15 protein-coding genes are annotated in these 16550 nt (G+C 57.7%); 7 read left to right on the top strand and 8 right to left on the bottom strand.

The features are described 5' to 3' along the window. Positions 1 to 4: 4 nt before the first annotated feature. The 4 genes from xdhC to guaD are packed head-to-tail and all read right to left on the bottom strand — an operon-like array spanning position 5 to position 5891. The gene (gene xdhC, locus ACX8ZY_RS10105; protein WP_421664931.1) at positions 5 to 781 is read right to left on the bottom strand and encodes a xanthine dehydrogenase accessory protein XdhC; all 777 of its coding nucleotides are present in this window, start codon (positions 779 to 781) and stop codon (positions 5 to 7) included. Beyond that, positions 768 to 3134, bottom strand: a complete 2367-nt coding sequence (gene xdhB / locus ACX8ZY_RS10100; RefSeq protein WP_172608527.1) for a xanthine dehydrogenase molybdopterin binding subunit — start codon at positions 3132 to 3134, stop codon at positions 768 to 770. Before xdhB ends, xdhC begins: the two co-directional genes overlap by 14 nt. Then, positions 3124 to 4566, bottom strand: coding sequence for a xanthine dehydrogenase small subunit (gene xdhA, locus ACX8ZY_RS10095; protein ID WP_459259804.1), 1443 nt, complete (start codon positions 4564 to 4566; stop codon positions 3124 to 3126). Before xdhA ends, xdhB begins: the two co-directional genes overlap by 11 nt. Next, complete coding sequence (guaD, locus tag ACX8ZY_RS10090; RefSeq protein ID WP_033757705.1) at positions 4563 to 5891, bottom strand: guanine deaminase; 1329 nt, start codon at positions 5889 to 5891, stop codon at positions 4563 to 4565. The genes xdhA and guaD overlap by 4 nt, the downstream gene beginning before the upstream one ends. Before the next feature lie 401 nt (positions 5892 to 6292). On the opposite strand from guaD, the gene ydfG reads away from it, so the two are divergent. Continuing rightward, complete coding sequence (gene ydfG / locus ACX8ZY_RS10085) at positions 6293 to 7039, top strand: bifunctional NADP-dependent 3-hydroxy acid dehydrogenase/3-hydroxypropionate dehydrogenase YdfG (protein WP_033757999.1); 747 nt, start codon at positions 6293 to 6295, stop codon at positions 7037 to 7039. A gap of 31 nt (positions 7040 to 7070) precedes the next feature. On the opposite strand, the gene ACX8ZY_RS10080 is transcribed toward ydfG, so the two are convergent. Beyond that, entirely contained in the window at positions 7071 to 7397 is a 327-nt protein-coding gene (locus ACX8ZY_RS10080) for a YnfA family protein (protein WP_031292947.1), read from the bottom strand. A gap of 280 nt (positions 7398 to 7677) precedes the next feature. Here ACX8ZY_RS10080 and ACX8ZY_RS10075 point away from each other — a divergent pair, with 280 nt between their 5' ends. Continuing rightward, positions 7678 to 8001, top strand: coding sequence for a DUF1283 family protein (locus ACX8ZY_RS10075; protein ID WP_010244816.1), 324 nt, complete (start codon positions 7678 to 7680; stop codon positions 7999 to 8001). A gap of 44 nt (positions 8002 to 8045) precedes the next feature. Beyond that, on the top strand, positions 8046 to 8342 hold the full coding sequence (locus ACX8ZY_RS10070; protein ID WP_033771805.1) for a DUF1161 domain-containing protein: 297 nt from the start codon (positions 8046 to 8048) through the stop codon (positions 8340 to 8342). A 39-nt stretch (positions 8343 to 8381) separates the two neighbouring features. Here ACX8ZY_RS10070 and ACX8ZY_RS10065 read toward each other — a convergent pair whose 3' ends face one another. Further along, on the bottom strand, positions 8382 to 9848 hold the full coding sequence (locus ACX8ZY_RS10065) for an MDR family MFS transporter (RefSeq protein WP_421664930.1): 1467 nt from the start codon (positions 9846 to 9848) through the stop codon (positions 8382 to 8384). Positions 9849 to 10240: 392 nt separating this feature from the next. Here ACX8ZY_RS10065 and ACX8ZY_RS10060 point away from each other — a divergent pair, with 392 nt between their 5' ends. Genes ACX8ZY_RS10060 through osmV form a run of 4 tightly spaced genes read left to right on the top strand, consistent with a single transcriptional unit; the run spans position 10241 to position 13679 of the window. Next, entirely contained in the window at positions 10241 to 10957 is a 717-nt protein-coding gene (locus ACX8ZY_RS10060; protein ID WP_010244807.1) for an ABC transporter permease, read from the top strand. Positions 10958 to 10974: 17 nt separating this feature from the next. Beyond that, positions 10975 to 11886 (top strand): glycine betaine ABC transporter substrate-binding protein, encoded by a 912-nt coding sequence (locus tag ACX8ZY_RS10055; protein WP_191917031.1) that lies wholly within the window; start codon positions 10975 to 10977, stop codon positions 11884 to 11886. 9 nt (positions 11887 to 11895) lie between these two features. Beyond that, positions 11896 to 12543, top strand: coding sequence for an osmoprotectant ABC transporter permease OsmW (osmW, locus tag ACX8ZY_RS10050; protein ID WP_010244802.1), 648 nt, complete (start codon positions 11896 to 11898; stop codon positions 12541 to 12543). Continuing rightward, positions 12543 to 13679 carry an osmoprotectant ABC transporter ATP-binding protein OsmV gene (gene osmV, locus ACX8ZY_RS10045; RefSeq protein ID WP_010244799.1) on the top strand — a complete coding sequence of 379 codons (1137 nt, stop codon included), beginning with the start codon at positions 12543 to 12545 and terminating at the stop codon, positions 13677 to 13679. Before osmW ends, osmV begins: the two co-directional genes overlap by 1 nt. 508 nt (positions 13680 to 14187) lie before the next feature. On the opposite strand, the gene ACX8ZY_RS10040 is transcribed toward osmV, so the two are convergent. Together ACX8ZY_RS10040 and bioD are read right to left on the bottom strand one after the other, a co-directional pair. Next, complete coding sequence (locus ACX8ZY_RS10040; protein WP_010670178.1) at positions 14188 to 15564, bottom strand: nucleobase:cation symporter-2 family protein; 1377 nt, start codon at positions 15562 to 15564, stop codon at positions 14188 to 14190. Positions 15565 to 15744: 180 nt separating this feature from the next. Continuing rightward, positions 15745 to 16443, bottom strand: coding sequence for a dethiobiotin synthase (gene bioD, locus ACX8ZY_RS10035; RefSeq protein ID WP_033767301.1), 699 nt, complete (start codon positions 16441 to 16443; stop codon positions 15745 to 15747). Positions 16444 to 16550 lie beyond the last annotated feature (107 nt).

Here is a 16550-nt window from a genome sequence, read left to right as displayed (position 1 = left end):
CAACTCAGGCGACGTGCTGCTGATAAACGCTGATGATTTCACCGGCAATCGCCACCGCAATCTCGGCGGGCAGCTTGCCTTTGACGTCCGGCAGGCCAATCGGACAGCGCAGGCGCGCCAGCGGTTCGTTCGCCACACCCTTGCCCGCCAGCCTGTAGCGGAAACGCTGGTTTTTCGTTTCAGAACCGATCACCCCGGCATAGCGGAAATCGCCGCGCTTCAGCACCGCCTCGCACAGTTCAAAGTCGAGGGGATGATGATGGGTCATGATGATGAAGTAGCTGCCTGCGGGTGCCTCTGCTACGCAGTCGAGCGGATCGTCCGGCTGAAGCGTCACCACGCCAGCCGGAACGTGGCTGAACTGCGCCGGGCGACTGTCGATCCAGTTTATGTGACAGGGTAACGTTGACAGCAGGTTGACCAGGGCCTGTCCCACATGGCCTGCGCCAAAAAGGTAGATCTCCGGCTGCGCCTGCAGCAGCGGCTCAAACAGCAGCGTAGTTTTGCCGCCACAGCACTGTCCGAGCCGCGCGCCAAGGCTGAAATCCTCGGTGTGTGGCGCAGTCGCCCCACTCTGCAACATCGCCCTGGCCTGGGCGATGCACTCAAACTCCAGATGACCGCCACCGATGGTGAGATAACTCTCCTGCTGCGTCACCACCATTTTGCTGCCACTGTCGCGCGGCACCGAACCGTGCTCACTGAGCACGGTGATTAATACGCAGCTCTGACGTTTTTCACGCAACTGATGCAGCACGCCAATCCAGTCATGATAAATCATCAACCCCTCCCGCCAGGCGCTGCACGCCCCAGAAGATGCGCTCCGGTGTGGCGGGCGCGTCCAGCAGTGGGTGCTGCCGGTAATCGGAGACGCTGGCGACCGCATCCTGCAGGGCACACCAGGCGGCGATGCCCAGCATAAACGGCGGTTCACCTACGGCCTTGGAGTGGAACACCGTGTCTTTAGGGTTTTTGCGGTTCTCCAGCAGCGTGACCCGCAGGTCCGCCGGAACGTCGCTGATGGCAGGAATTTTGTAGCTCGCCGGGCCATCGGTCAGCAGCTGGCCTTTATCACTCCACACCAGCTCTTCGCAGGTGAGCCAGCCGACGCCCTGAACAAAGCCACCTTCAACCTGGCCGATGTCGATGGCCGGATTCAGCGACGCCCCGACGTCATGCAGAATGTCGGTGCGCAGCAGGCGGGATTCGCCGGTCAGAGTATCAATCACCACTTCACAGCAGGCTGCACCGTAAGCGTAGTAGTAGAACGGCGTCCCGCGACCCGCGACCCGGTCGTAATGAATCCCCGGCACGCGGTAGTAGCCGGTGGCGGAGAGCGGCACCTGATTCAGCCACGCCAGCTTCGCCACCTCGGCGAAGGTGTAATGTTTATCTCCGGCGCGCACTACCCCGTTGCGGAAGCTCACCGCCGACGCGTCGCACTGGTGTAGCTCGCAGAGCATGGCGGTCATGCGGTCGCGCAGGATCTCTGCACCATTCTGCGCCGCTTTGCCATTGAGGTCAGCTCCGCTGGAGGCCGCGGTTGGCGAGGTGTTGGGCACTTTGCCGGTGTCGGTGGCGGTGATCTGAATTTTATCGATCTCAATCTGCAGCACTTCGGCGACAATCTGTATCACCTTGGTGTTCAGGCCCTGGCCCATCTCGGTGCCGCCGTGGTTAAGCTGCACCGTGCCGTCGGTGTAGATCAGAATCAGCGCCCCCGCCTGATTGAGAAAGCTGGAGGTAAAGGAGATGCCGAATTTCACCGGCGTCAGCGCCAGACCGCGTTTCAGCAGCGGACTGCGGGCATTAAACGCCTTAATCTCCGCGCGGCGAGCCTGATAGTCGCTGCTCTGCTCCAGCTGTTCGGTAATCTCATCCAGCAGATTATCCTCTACCTGCTGGTGGTAATGGGTGATGTTGCGATCCTGCTTGCCATAGTAGTTACGCTTGCGCAGCGCCAGCGGATCCAGCCCGCGCTCACGGGCGATATGATCCATGATCTGTTCAATCGCCACCATACCCTGCGGCCCGCCAAAACCCCGATAGGCGGTGTTCGAGGCGGTGTTCGTGCGGCAGCGATAGCCGGTTACCCGTGCATCCCCGAGGTAATAGGCGTTATCGGCGTGGAACATGGCACGATCGACAATCGATCCGCTAAGATCCAGCGAATAACCACAGTTTCCGGCCAGATCGATTTTGATGCCGCACAGACGCCCATCCTCTTCAACGCCCGCTTCGTAGCGCACAAAGAACGGATGGCGTTTACCGGTGACACGCATATCGTCGCGGCGTGAAAGCCGCATCTTCGCCGCCCGGCCGGTCTGGCGCGCCACGATGGCGCAGAGACAGGCGACACCGGCCGCCTGCGTCTCTTTACCCCCAAATCCACCGCCCATCCGGCGCATATCTATCGTCACCTGATTCAGGCTGATGCCCATCACTTCCGCCACCAGTTTCTGCACTTCGGTAGGGTTCTGGGTTGAGGAGAAGACCTGCAACTGCTGATCTTCACCGGGAATAACCATTGCCGTCTGGGTTTCCAGATAGAAATGCTCCTGGCCGCCAATGTGAAACGCCCCACTGACCCGATGCGGCGCACGCGCCAGGGCCGCTTCCACATCACCGCGCTGGTGAATGTGAGGTTCCTGCACAAAGCTGCCCTGAGCCAGCGCCTGTTCCACATCCAGCAGCGGTTCCAGCACCTCATATTCAATTACCGCAGCGGCCGCGCCAAGGCGGGCAGCCTCGGGGGAATCCGCCGCCACCGCGATCACGATCTGTCCCAGATACTCCACTTTGTCATGGGCCAGCAGCGGGTCGCCCGGCTCCAGCGGCCCGACATCATTGATGCCCGGCACATCCTGCCAGGTCAGGACGCTGACGACGCCGGGAATGGCATAACAGGGCTGCACATCAATATGCAGGATGCGCGCATGAGCATACTCACTCAGGCGCGGACAGAGATGCAGCAGACCCGGCAGCTCTGGCTTGTCATCGATAAAACGCGCCTCGCCAGAGACATGTTTTTCCGCGCTTTCATGGCGGTTACTGCGACCAACGCCGCTCTGTAAATCAGCGGCATACTGCGCCTTAATGACCTCTTCGTTGAGTTCAGGACGGTTATGAGACATAGCGGGCCACCTCGATACAGGTTATTTCGCCGTTGTGGCGATGCCAGTAGCGGCGCAGCAGGTTGCGTGCGACCTGCAGACGATAGTCACTGCTGGCGCGGAAATCGGAGAGCGGCTGGAAATCCTCTGCCAGCGCCGCGGCTGCGCGTGACACTGTCACGGCATTCAGCGGCTGACCGATGAATGCCTGTTCACAGTGACGGGCACGCTGCGGTGTTGCCGCCATGCCGCCAAAGGCGATGCTGGCACTGCTGACTACGCCCTGTTCAATCTGCAGATTAAAAGCGGCGAACACGGCGGAGATATCATCGTCCAGCCGTTTGGACACTTTCCAGGCCACAAAATCAGGTGACACCGTCACTTTATCGATGCGAATGGCGCGAATAAACTCCCCTGTTTCGAGCCGGGTCTGGCGATAGCCGGTAAAGAACTGATCCAGCGGCAGACTGCGCTGCTGCTCACCGCGCTGTAACAACAGGCTGGCGTTTAAGGCCAGCAGCGCCGGCGAGGCGTCGCCAATGGGGGAAGCGTTACCGATGTTGCCGCCTAATGTGCCCTGCAGACGAATTTGCAGCGAGGCAAAGCGTTGCAGCATCTCGCTGACGCCGGGAATGCGGCTGGCAAGAAATTCGCTGACCTGCTGCAGCGAAGCCCCTGCGCCCAGCAGGTAGTGATCATCAAATTCGCTGCAGACTTTGAGCGCGGCAACCTGCTCCAGCGCAATCAGCAACGGTATTCTTTTATGCTGCTGGGTAATCTGCAGGCTGAGATCGGTGCCACCGGCAATCAGCCTCGCCTCGGGATGTGCCAGATAGATCGCCGCCAGCTGAGCCGGGGTTTTGGGCAGGAAGCAACGGCGGCCCTCCCCCCCTAATTCCTGCATCTCCGGGGTTGCCAGCGCCTCAAGCCGCTGCACGGTTGCGGCGGCACCTTGATCGAACTGGTCTGTCACCGGCTGCGAGCAGAGCTGTTCGGCGGCGGCCATAATCGGCCGGTAACCGGTACAGCGGCAGAGGTTGCCCGCCAGCGCAGTTTCCGCCTGATGGCGATCCCAGCCCGAAGCGGTTTTTTGCAGGCTGAACAGCGACATCACAAAGCCCGGCGTGCAGAATCCGCATTGCGAACCGTGGCAGTCGACCATCGCCTGCTGCGCCGGATGCAGTGCGCGGCCGTGACGCAGATCCTCAACCGTAATCAGCTGCTTGCCCTGTAACGCGGAGACCAGCGTCAGGCAGCTGTTGACCGTTTCATACTGCATTGTTCCCCCGACGGCTTTGCCCAGAGTCACGCTGCAGGCGCCACAGTCGCCAGATGCACAGCCCTCTTTGGTGCCAGGGCGTTGCTGACGGGTGCGCAGGTAGTTGAGTACCGTGAGGTTGGGGTCGAGCGCGTCCTCGCTGACCAGCTGGTTATTTAACAGAAACTGGATCATGCGGCTTGCTCCTGTGCGTCGCGCTGCCAGACCGGACGACCGGCTACCCAGGTCTGGGCAATATTGCGGTCGTCTCCGAGCGTCATTAATACAAACAGTTTTTCCCAGATATCTTTGCTGTTGCCGATGCGCAGTTGCTGCAGGGCAGAAACCGCCGGGTCCAGCACCACAAAGTCCGCTTCTTTACCGATGTTGAAATTTCCGATGACGTGGTCGAGATCCAGCGCGCGCGCCCCGCCCAGCGTGGCGTGATAAAAGGCTTCGGCCGCGCTGAGCCGGTAGTGCTGCAGCTGGCCCACCTTGTAGGCTTCGCCCAGGGTCTGCAGCATATTAAAGGTGGTGCCCGCCCCGACATCGGTGCCGATCCCCACTTTCACCCCCTGCTGCCAGCTGCGTTTCAGGTTGAACAGGCCGCTGCCGAGAAACAGGTTTGAGGTGGGACAGAAAGCAATGGATGAATCGGTATCGTGCAGACACTGCCATTCGTTCTCTTCCAGATGCAGACAGTGAGCAAAGACGCTGCGGCGGCCGGTCAGCTGGTGATGATGATAAACATCCAGATAGCCTTCACGCTCCGGGAACAGTTCTTTGACCCAGGCAACCTCCTGCGGGTTTTCGCTGAGATGGGTATGCAGCCAGGTATCCGGGAACTCCTGACGCAACTGCTGCACTTTTTCCAGCAGCTGTGGGGATGAGGTCGGCGCAAAGCGCGGCGTCAGGGCATAGCTCAGGCGTCCACGCTGGTGCCAGCGCTCAATCAGCGCCCGGGTCTGCTGGTAGCTCTGTTCAGGGGTTTCGGTCAGGTTGTCGGGCGCATTGCGATCCATCATCACTTTCCCGGCAATCAGCCGCATGTTCAGCGCTTCGGCGGCGCTGAACAGCGCCTCCACCGATTGCGGATGAACGGTACCAAACACCAGCGCGCTGGTGGTGCCGTTGGAAAGCAGCTGATGCAGGAAGAAGGCGGACATCCGCGCAGCATGATCGGGACAGTGATACTGCGCTTCAACCGGGAAGGTGTAGTGATTCAGCCACTCCAGCAGCTGTTCGCCAAATGCGCCAATCATCTCTGTCTGCGGATAGTGAATGTGGGTATCGACAAAGCCCGGCACGATCAGTCTGCCGCGCAGGTCGATGACCGGATGCCCCGCCAGCATCGCCTCGCTATTCTCCCAGCTATCCAGCCCCACTACGCATCCATCACGCAGCAGCAGCACCGCATCCTCAAGATAGCGGGCCTGGCCAGCCAGGTCGTCGGGACGATCCACCACGCCGGTAAAGTCAAAGAAGCTGGCGCGTATCGCCGTGTCGGTTGCTGAAAGCATGGGTAGTCCTTTCTGAAAGCGCGATGTTATATCTGCAGATGATTATCTGAATAATCCTGTGCAACCTGCGTGCCAGAATTGAAATAGAATAAATTCTTTAAATATCAGTTAAATAAGCTAAAAAAGTGAATTTGCGCAACAAATAAGGACTGATATTTCGTAGCAACCGTTTGCGGAACGGATGCAAACGGTTGCTACGCAATATTGCGCGCCCTGAACATTTTGAATATGGCGGGTTACCCGCAAACCTGCCCTTTAACGGTGCAATCTGCCCTGAAAAGGCGCAGCTGGCTACCCGTTAAAATCCGTTTACAGGTCAGGCAGTTTTTCCACGCGCAGAAGCGGAAATGAAATGCTATGGTGAAGCCATCGACTCTGAAAATGGCATAAGGAACAGTGAGATGATTATTTTTGTCACCGGTGCGACCGCCGGTTTTGGTCAAAGCATCACCCGTCGCTTTATTGAGAATGGTCATAAAGTGATTGCCACTGGACGACGGGCTGAACGTTTAAAAGCGCTGAAGGAAGAACTGGGCGAGAATATTTATACGGTACAGCTCGATGTGCGTAACCGTGCCGCCATCGAAGAGGCGGTGGCGCAGTTACCGGCGGAATGGCGCAATATCGACGTGCTGGTCAACAACGCCGGTCTGGCGCTGGGCGTCGAACCGGCGCACAAAGCCAACGTCGAAGACTGGGAAAACATGATCGACACCAACACCAAAGGCCTGGTCTATATGACCCGCGCCCTGCTGCCACAGATGGTGGAGCGTGATGTCGGTCATATCATTAATATCGGATCGATTGCCGGCAGCTGGCCCTATGCCGGCGGCAACGTCTACGGCGCCACCAAAGCCTTTGTGCGCCAGTTCAGCCTGAATCTGCGAACCGATTTACACGGCACCGCGCTGCGCGTGACCGACATTGAACCGGGTCTGGTCGGCGGCACAGAGTTTTCCAACGTGCGCTTTAAGGGCGATGATGACAAGGCGGGTCAGGTCTACGAAGGGGCTACCGCCTTAACGCCGGAAGATGTGACAGAAGCCGTATACTGGGTGGCCACACTGCCTAAACATGTCAACATCAATAGCCTTGAGATGATGCCGGTCAGCCAGACGCTGGCGGGGCTGAAAGTGCATAAACCTTAACTCCCTGCAGCGCCAGCCCTCACGGCTGGCGTTACCCGCGTCCCCAGCCCATCACGATAATCAGCATGCCGCTGAATGCGATCAGAGCCCCGCTCCAGTCCCACACACTTAGCTTCACGCCATCCACCACCCGCAACCAGAGCAGCGCGGTAAGCACATAGACGCCACCGTAGGCGGCATAAACCCGTCCGCTGGCCGCGGGATGCAGCGTCAGCAGCCAGACAAACAGCGCCAGACTTGCTGCCGCAGGGAGTAGCAACCAGGCTGACCCGCCTTTTTTCAGCCATAACCACGGCAGAAAGCAGCCGGTAATCTCCGCCAGCGCGGTAATAAAAAACAGCAAGGCGGTTTTAATCAGCATCCTTACCTCTCCTTAACGTAAACAAACGACTCACTGCTGGTGAGCAAAGAAACGGCGATGATATACTAAGAGCCAGGCCCATCAGGCTGTTTTATTTGTCCGTCTGAACCTGGGCAGTGCTCATCCTCCTCACGTACACCCTGTACGCGCCGGTTGTCATGCGCTGCCTGTGTCCAGACTGTCTGCCTCAATGACCCCTGATGAGCCAGGCTCTAAGCATGCCCGCTGCAACCGCTGTCGTGTATGGCGATGTTTGCGTTAACTAAAGGATAGTGTGATGAAAAAAATGATCCCTGCCGTGCTGATGGTTCTCCTCTCCACTGCGGCATTCACTGCCACTGCGAATACTAATCGTCTGATTATCGAAGATGGCAGTTCCGCGCTGAGCAATGAAGCGGCGCGCCAGGATAAAGAGCAATGGAATGACACGCGCATGCTGCGCAACAAAGTGAACACCCGCGTCGAAAAAGAGTTTGATAAAACCGATCGTGCGTTTGATACCCGCGACAAGTGCGAGCAGAGCCTCAATCTCAACGCCTACTGGGAGCCCAACACCCTGCGTTGTCTGGATCGCCGTTCCGGTCGCCCGGTAGCGCCGTAAATTTGAGCTATAGTAATGACGACGACTAACATAAGGAAGACGTGATGAAGCTACAGAGGGTTTTGTTAAGCGCGGCGTTATTTGCTCTGCCGCTAATGGCGCAGGCATCCTGTGAATCGGTAAAAACCGAAATCAGCCAGAAAATTATTCAGAACGGTGTGCCTGAGTCGGGTTTTAGTCTCGACATCGTCGCCAACGATCAGGTTGATCAGGCGGGTGGCCAGGTCGTCGGACATTGTGAGAACGACACACAAAAAATTGTTTATAAGCGCTCAGGCAGTGACAACGAAGCCAGCGTACCTGCCAGTGCCGGCAGTTCGCAGGACTCATCTGCCCAGTAGTTCTGTTCAAATCAGGGCGACATCCTGTCGCCCTGCCTGTTAGTCCGCCTGTTCCGGCCGCTGACGCGGCATCATCCATGCCACACCCACCGCAAACAACGCAATCACCAGTGCCACCACGAACACCCAGTGCAGTGAGACGGCAATCGACCCTACCATCTGCTGCAGGGTTTCCGGCTGTAACTGCTGACGACTGGGTTCGGACATAATCTTCTGCACCGGATCCTCGACCTGCGGCAAACGCCACTGCAGATTGAGATTCAGCACCGCGCCCATTATCGCCGTCCCTACCGCCGACCCGATCATCCGGCTGAACATAATTGAAGCGGTACAGATGCCGCGAATCTGGTAATCCGCCTGGTTTTGTACTGAAACCAGGAACGTGGTGCTGGTCATCCCCATGCCGGTACCGATCAGAAACGCCGTAAAGCCCGCCTGATAGAGTGAGCTTGCGGGCTGTAAAAACAGCAGCAAGGCACTGCCGGTCACCAGCAACAGCGCCCCAAGCTGGGCGGTGAAGCGGTAGGAGGTGTGCAGCATCAGTCTGCCGCTGAGGGTGCTGGCCAGCGGCCAGCCAATCGACATCATCGCCAGCACACTGCCCGCCTGTAACGGTGAACCGCCGCTGATCCCCTGAATCCAGGTGGGCAGAAAAGCGCTGATGCCCATCATGGCCGCCCCGATGATGAGGTTGCCCGCATTACCCGCCACGATAAGCCGGCTGCGCCAGATTATCAGCGGAAACAGCGGTGCCGCTGAATGCAGCTCGTGGCGTCTGAGCTGCCAGCCAGCGAACAGTGAGAAGAGCAGAAACGGCACCAGCCAGATGCCCAGCTGTTCCGCCTGCAACAGCGCAATCAGCAATGCCGTCACGCAGAGCATCAGCCAGCCGCTGCCCGCCAGGTTCAGCGGCTGCGACTTCTCCTCCTTCTGGTGCGACGGTAGCCAGCGCCACAGCATCAGCATGCTGATCAGGCCGATGGGCAGATTGACCCAGAAAATCACCGACCAGCTAAAGTGCTGTACCAGCCACGCGCCGGTCAGCGGCCCCACTATCGCCGCTACACCCCAGACGCTGGAGAGCCAGCCCTGCACGCTGGCGCGTTCGCGCGGCGAATAGATATCCGCCACGATGGTGGAGCTGAGCGGCATGATCGCCCCCGCTCCCAGGCCCTGAAACGCCCGGAACAGGATCAGCCAGGTCATGGTATGGGCAAAGCCACACAGCACCGACCCCACCAGGAAAATCGACGTGCCGACAAAAAACATCGTTTTGCGACCCACCATATCCGCCAGCCGCCCATAGAGCGGCACGCTGACCGCCTGGGTCAGCAGATAGATCGAGAAGACCCAGCCAAACTGCGAAAAACCGCCGAGATCAGCAATGATGGTGGGCATCGCGGTGGCCACAATAGTGACTTCAATGGCCGCCATAAACATCGCCAGCATGCAGGCGATCAAGATCCAGTGGCGATGTCCGGTCCGGATTTGTGCGCTTTCAGTCATAGGGTTCCTTTTTTAATCTGCAAGGCTAGCTGAAAAACAGACAATGCAGTTTCCCGCGCGTGCGCATTTTCTGCGCCCTCTGTGACAGTGTCACCAGAAGTCGATGAAAATTTTTTATTGTCGCATTAGCCCAGCGGCTACGCGGCTTTAACACCATTTTAACCTGTTTCTATCTCTCTGATTTGTGGCTTAAAAGCTGGCTTGTGCAATAAAGGGCTGCTATAGCATTACACCATCTTATTCAGTATTCACTGAAAAAGAGTGGGTAAACAGTCATTTTATCTACATTTTATCGCAGTTTCGGTATTGGGCGCGGCGGCATTTTTTGCCGTACCTGTCGGGCTGTTTATGGTTGTTATAACAATTGAGATCGTAATCAGGGAGATTCTCCTATGCAAAATGCTTCACTGGCCCGACGCGCCGGTCTGGCACTGCTTGCAGTGGTCGCGGTGATCGCGGTGCTGATCTGGGGCCTTGGCTGGGATCAGCTGGTCGCACGTAAAGTCGATCTGCTTTATCTCGGGCAACAACACCTCTTCTTGGTCTTCTGGTCAATGCTGTTCGCTTTGCTGGTCGGTATCCCCAGCGGCATCCTGCTAAGTCGCCCGTTTGCACGTCGCTGGGCAGAGTACGTGATGCAGATTTTCAATGTCGGTAACACCCTGCCACCACTGGCGGTACTGGCTCTGGCGATGGTTATTATCGGGATTGGCGACCGTCCGGCGCTGATTGCGCTGTTTCTGGCTTCGCTGCTGCCTATCGTCCGCAACACCTTCTCTGGTCTGAGCGCAGTTCCCCCGTCGCTGATTGAGGCGGCCAACGGCATCGGCATGACCAAATGGCAGCGTCTGCGTCAGGTAGAGCTGCCGAATGCCTTGCCGGTCATCCTCTCTGGCGTGCGCATCGCCACCGCCATCAATGTCGGCACCGCCCCACTGGCGTTCCTGATTGGCGCCAGCAGCTTTGGCGAGCTGATCTTCCCGGGCATCTATCTGAATGACTTTCCGACGCTGATACTCGGCGCCGTCGCCACTGCACTGGTGGCACTGGTACTGGATATGATGCTGGCCGCGCTGGGCCGCTTTCTGAGTCCGCACGCTGCGGCCTGACCACAAGGAGCTTTGCAATGCTAACGCGTTGGATTAAGAAAAGCGTTGTCGCGCTGACCGCGACACTGCTGTTAAGCCAGACGGCACAGGCTGCTGCACCGCTGGTGATGGCGACCAAAAGTTTTACCGAGCAGCATATCCTGTCAGCAATGACGGTGCTCTGGCTGCAGAAGAAAGGCTTCGAGGTGGTGCCTAAACGCAATATCGCCACCACCATTGGCCGTAATGCGCTGCTGAATAAGCAGATTGATATGGTCTGGGAATATACCGGCACCTCGCTGATCATCTTTAACCATATCAACCAGCCGATGTCTTCACAGCAGGCGTATGAGACGGTGAAAAAGCTGGATGCGAGACTGGGGCTGGTCTGGCTTAACCCGGCACCAATGAACAACACCTATGCCTTTGCCATGACCCGTGAACGGGCCGAAAAAGAGGGCATCAGCACCATGTCGCAGCTGGTTGCGAAGATTGAACAGGTGCGTAAAACCGACCCGGAGCATAACTGGCGACTGGGTCTGGACCTGGAGTTCTCGGGTCGTTCAGACGGCATGAAGCCGCTGCAGAAAACCTACAACCTGACGCTGGATCGCCCGCAGATCCGCCAGATGGACCCGGGCCTCGTCTATAACGCGATACGCGACGGATTCGTGGATGCCGGTCTGATCTATACCACCGATGGCCGGGTTAAGGGCTTCAACATGAAAGTACTGGAGGATGATAAGCACTTCTTCCCAAGCTACAACGTGACGCCGGTTGTGCGTCAGGATGTGCTGGCGAGTCATCCGGGGCTGGATACCGCGCTTAATCAGCTTTCTGCGCAGATCACCGATGAGGCGATAACGGAGCTGAACAAGCGGGTCGATATCGATCATCAGTCACCGGAAACCGTGGCGCGTGATTTCCTTAAATCCAAAAACATGCTGTAAGGAGGCACTGTGGATACCCTTCACTACATCATGGATAACTGGAGCACCCTGCTCACCCTGAGCTGGCAGCACAGCTGGCTGGTGCTGGTCGCGGTCGGACTGGCAATTGTGATTGGCGTGCCGCTTGGCATTCTGATCGTGCGTGTAAGATGGCTGGCAACGCCGATTCTCGGTATCGCCACCGTAGTGCTGACTATTCCCACCATTGCGCTGTTTGGTCTGATGATCCCGCTGTTTTCACTCATCGGTCAGGGCATTGGCGCGCTGCCGGCGATTACCGCCGTGTTCCTCTACTCGCTGCTGCCGATTGTGCGCAACACCCACACCGCGCTGGAGAATCTGCCGGACGGTCTGCGTGAAGCGGGCCGTGGTATCGGCATGACTTTCTGGCAGCGCCTGCGCTGGGTTGAAATCCCGATGGCGCTGCCGGTGATATTCGGTGGCATCCGTACCGCCGTGGTAATGAACGTTGGCGTCATGGCGATTGCCGCCGTGATTGGCGCGGGCGGTCTGGGCCAGCTGCTGCTGGATGGTATCAGCGGCAGTGATATTCGTATGTTAATTGCCGGGGCATTGATGATCTGTCTGCTGGCTATTTTTCTTGACTGGCTGCTGCACCGTTTGCAGCAGGCGCTGACTCCAAAGGGGATTCGATAATGATTACGCTGGAAAACCTGACGAAAACCTTTACCCAGAAAAACGGCACGACCAATAAAGCCGTCGATAACGTCAGCCTGCACGTGCCAGCCGGTGAGATGTGCGTGCTGCTGGGACCCTCGGGCTGCGGGAAAACCACCACGCTGAAGATGATTAACCGCCTGATTCCCGCCACCAGTGGCCGGATCCTGATTAATGGCGAAGATACCAGTACGCAGGACACCACCACCCTGCGTCGCAACATTGGCTATGTTATCCAGCAGATTGGTCTGTTCCCCAACATGACCATCGAAGAGAACATTACCGTCGTGCCACGCATGCTGGGCTGGAACAAAAAGCAGTGCCACGAGCGGGCTACCGAGCTGATGAGCATGGTTGCGCTGGATCCCACCAAATTCCTGCATCGCTATCCGCGTGAGATGTCAGGCGGTCAGCAGCAGCGTATCGGGGTGATTCGTGCCCTGGCGGCGGATCCACCGGTGCTGCTGATGGATGAGCCGTTTGGCGCCGTTGACCCGATTAACCGCGAAGTGATCCAGAACGAGTTTCTCGACATGCAGCGTCAGCTGAAAAAAACCGTGATGCTGGTGAGCCACGATATTGACGAGGCACTGAAGCTCGGCGATCGCATTGCGGTATTTGGTCAGGGTAAAATCGTGCAGTGCGCCAGCCCGGATGAACTGCTGGCAACCCCTGCCAATGAGTTTGTCGGCTCGTTTGTGGGTCAGGACCGTACGCTTAAGCGCCTGTTACTGGTGCAGGCGGGCGATGTGACTGACCAGCAGCCGACCATCACCGTCCGCCGCTCTACTCCGCTGGAAGAAGCCTTTGGCACCATGGATGAGAACGATATGCGGTCGATTACCGTGGTCGATGAGGATGGCAAACCGCTGGGCTTCGTGAAGCGTCGCGAGGCGCGTAACGTCAGTGGCCGCTGTGAAGAGCGACTGCACACCTTTAAGGTCACCGGTAAAGCGGAAGAGAACCTGCGCGTGGTGCTGTCAAAACTCTATGAGCACAACACGGTCTGGATGCCGATTGTCGATGAAGAGGGTCGCTACAGCGGTGAGATTTCGCAGGATTATATTGCGGATTACCTCAGTTCTGGTCGTACCCGCCGTCGTCTGAATCCATAATTTCGTCACCTAAATGGGTCTTACCGGCCCATTAAAACAGCAGATATAAGCAGATATACCCAAGCCTGGGTAAATCAGACAGCAACAAACAAGCTTAACGCGCAGGGAACCGGGTCAGAGGAGGAAAGCGTCCCGCGCCATGGACAAAAACGCCGGGAGCGTTTTTGAACAACGCAACGCGTTGGCCCGGTACGGGCGCACCTCAGGGATGAGGTGCGTAATTGCGCGGGCCGAGCGTGCCACGGATGGCGGCTTTTGCGACTTTCCGATCTGACCCTGTTCCCTTCGCAGACTCCATCTTAAAGCCAGTTAAGTCACGGCCTGTCCTGTCTGTCAATTCAGGTAGTAGCTCAGGGAGCATACGCCTGTAGCAAAGACGCAAAAGATGCCATCCATGGCATGCTCAGCGCGGCCCATCTCTGGTCCGCGATGCTTTGATACAGGCATATGCTCCCATCGCTTTGGATTTTTGAGCCGTATGTGAGAGATACATCGGCTCTTCTGCTTTTTAGCTCTCCGTCAGCGTTTCCGCCTCCACCTCTTCCACCACAGGCGCCTCGTCCGGCAGCACCATGTTCAGCACAATCGCCAGAATACCGCCGGTCGTCACCGCATGACCAAACAGACTGTTAATCAGCGGCGGGAACTGCTTCAGCACATCCGGCACCGCCTCCACGCCCAGACCAATACCAAAAGCGATCGCCACAATCAGCATCTCGCGGCGACCCAGCGGCGTCTGGGTCATCACACGGATGCCCGCAGCAACCACGCTGCCAAACATCACGATTGTCGCCCCGCCCAGCACCGGCGGCGGGATCTGCTGCAACAGGGAGCCAATAAAGGGAAACAGCCCCAGCAGCGCCAGCATGATTCCCAGCAGCATACCGACGTAACGGCTGGCGACGCCGGTCATCTGGATAACGCCATTGTTCTGCGCAAACGTGGTGTTGGGAAAGGCGGAGAAGACCGCTGCCAGCACACAGCTCAGGCCGTCGGCGACAATGCCACCCTGCAACCGCTGCTGAAAAGGTTTGCCGGTGATCGGCTGCTGTGAAATCAGGCAGTTAGCGGTAAGGTCACCGACGGCTTCAATCACCGCGATCACTGACACCAGCGCGATCGGCAGGAAAATGGTCCAGTCAAAGGCAAAACCAAACCGGAAGAACGCGGGCAGCACCAGCCAGTTGCTCTCCGGCGCAACATTAAGTTGCAGATGACCGGTCAAGGCCGCGGCAACGCATCCCACCGCGATTCCGGCCACCACCGCCACCAGCCGCGCCCAGCGATTTCGCGAGCGGTTCAGCGCCACGATCACCAGCAACGTCAGCGCCCCCAGCGCCAGATTTCCCGGCGATCCAAAATCTGTGGCGTTGTGCCCGCCCGCCCAGTCGGTAATGCTGACTTTTATCAGGCTGATGCCAATCAGGGTGATCACCGTGCCGGTCACCACCGGCGTCAGCACTTTGCGCAGCGAGCCAACGCAGCGGCTAATCAGAATCGGAATCAACGCCGCCACCAGGTTACAGCCAAACAGCATCGCCATAATCTCTTCCGGCGAACCACCGCGCCCTTTCACCATCAGACCACCAGAGAGGATCACCCCCAGAAACGCGAAGCTGGTGCCCTGCAGACAGATCATGCCCGCCCCGATGCCATAAAAGCGTCTGGCCTGCATAAACGTGCCTAAGCCGGAAACGAACAATGACATGCTGATCAGATAAGGAATATAGGCCTGCAACCCCAGAACGGAGCCAATAATCAGCGGCGGCGTGATGATTCCCACCACGCTGGCCAGCAGATGTTGCAGTGCGGCGAAAAACGCCGGGGCGGGGCCGATGCGGGCTTCAAGCCCATATAACAAACCTTTCTCGTGCGAGTGCGACATGATGGGGCTCCAGCTCAGTGTGATAAGCGGAGTTAATGCATTTTCTGCGCCATGACGCCACGATTTCGCGATATCCGAGCCAGGTCTTTCAATTCTAAATGGAAATAGTTAAAGACAGCCGACAACAAGCCTGAAACTTTAGGCTCATTGCCGACTCAGATGACTTAGTTTGTTTCATAATCAGGCGATCTTTGCACTCACAGCGTGCAGATTGTTCTGCTCCAGCAGAGAAATATCGATGTAAGGCGTCAAATCACGCTGTTCTGCACGCGGCAGATAAGGCAGCTCGCCCAGCAGCGGCGCACTAATTTTTTCACGCAGAATCTCAATAATATCGCTGTACTGCGCCAGTCCCGGATTGATGCGATTGGCCACCCAGCCCACCAGTGGCAGTCCATCCTGCGCTATCGCTTCTGCTGTTAACAGGGCGTGACTGATACAGCCCGACTGGATACCGACCACCAGCACCACCGGCAGCTGCTGCTCAACGACCCAGCAGGAGAGCGGACGTCCATCGTTCATCAGGCTGCGCCAGCCGCCGGTGCCCTCCACGACCACGCGATCGGCCTGCTGCGTCAGGCTGCTTAAGCCCTGTGTCAGCAATGCGTAATCAATGATCTGGCTCGGATGGGTGCAGATCTCCTCTTCCTGAAAGGCCAGCGGATTGATCGCCTGATAGGGTAAATCGATAGATGAAGCGCTTTGCAGAACCTGTGCATCTTTGTTACGCAGGCCGTCAGCGGTTTTGACCGCGCAGCGCGCGACGGGCTTGTACCCGACGGCACTGAGCCTGGCCTGGATAAAACTTTGTAACAGGGCGCGTGACACCACCGTTTTGCCCACTGCGGTGTCAGTGCCGGTAACAAATAGTCTGTTCACTCAACTTCTCCTCTCGAACCGTTGCGGTTAATCGGTGATTAACCTTGCTGCGAACCGGCATTTTAAGGAATGGAGGATGAGAACAGATTGCGTTAGCGCAAGATTAG

It is taken from the genome of Pantoea sp. XAF26B01_ASV70 (genome assembly GCF_054512635.1).
This window is presented reverse-complemented; position numbering and strand designations above follow the sequence as displayed.

Bases quoted from the DNA above. Each gene is read 5' to 3' on its own strand.
- ydfG (WP_033757999.1), top strand. From the start codon at position 6,293: ATGATTATTTTTGTCACCGGTGCGACCGCCGGTTTTGGTCAAAGCATC.
- ACX8ZY_RS10065 (WP_421664930.1), bottom strand. From the start codon at position 9,848: ATGACTGAAAGCGCACAAATCCGGACCGGACATCGCCACTGGATCTTG.
- ACX8ZY_RS10075 (WP_010244816.1), top strand. From the start codon at position 7,678: ATGAAAAAAATGATCCCTGCCGTGCTGATGGTTCTCCTCTCCACTGCG.
- guaD (WP_033757705.1), bottom strand. From the start codon at position 5,891: ATGCTTTCAGCAACCGACACGGCGATACGCGCCAGCTTCTTTGACTTT.
- xdhB (WP_172608527.1), bottom strand. From the start codon at position 3,134: ATGTCTCATAACCGTCCTGAACTCAACGAAGAGGTCATTAAGGCGCAG.
- osmV (WP_010244799.1), top strand. From the start codon at position 12,543: ATGATTACGCTGGAAAACCTGACGAAAACCTTTACCCAGAAAAACGGC.
- ACX8ZY_RS10070 (WP_033771805.1), top strand. From the start codon at position 8,046: ATGAAGCTACAGAGGGTTTTGTTAAGCGCGGCGTTATTTGCTCTGCCG.
- ACX8ZY_RS10055 (WP_191917031.1), top strand. From the start codon at position 10,975: ATGCTAACGCGTTGGATTAAGAAAAGCGTTGTCGCGCTGACCGCGACA.
- ACX8ZY_RS10040 (WP_010670178.1), bottom strand. From the start codon at position 15,564: ATGTCGCACTCGCACGAGAAAGGTTTGTTATATGGGCTTGAAGCCCGC.
- ACX8ZY_RS10060 (WP_010244807.1), top strand. From the start codon at position 10,241: ATGCAAAATGCTTCACTGGCCCGACGCGCCGGTCTGGCACTGCTTGCA.
- xdhC (WP_421664931.1), bottom strand. From the start codon at position 781: ATGATTTATCATGACTGGATTGGCGTGCTGCATCAGTTGCGTGAAAAA.
- xdhA (WP_459259804.1), bottom strand. From the start codon at position 4,566: ATGATCCAGTTTCTGTTAAATAACCAGCTGGTCAGCGAGGACGCGCTC.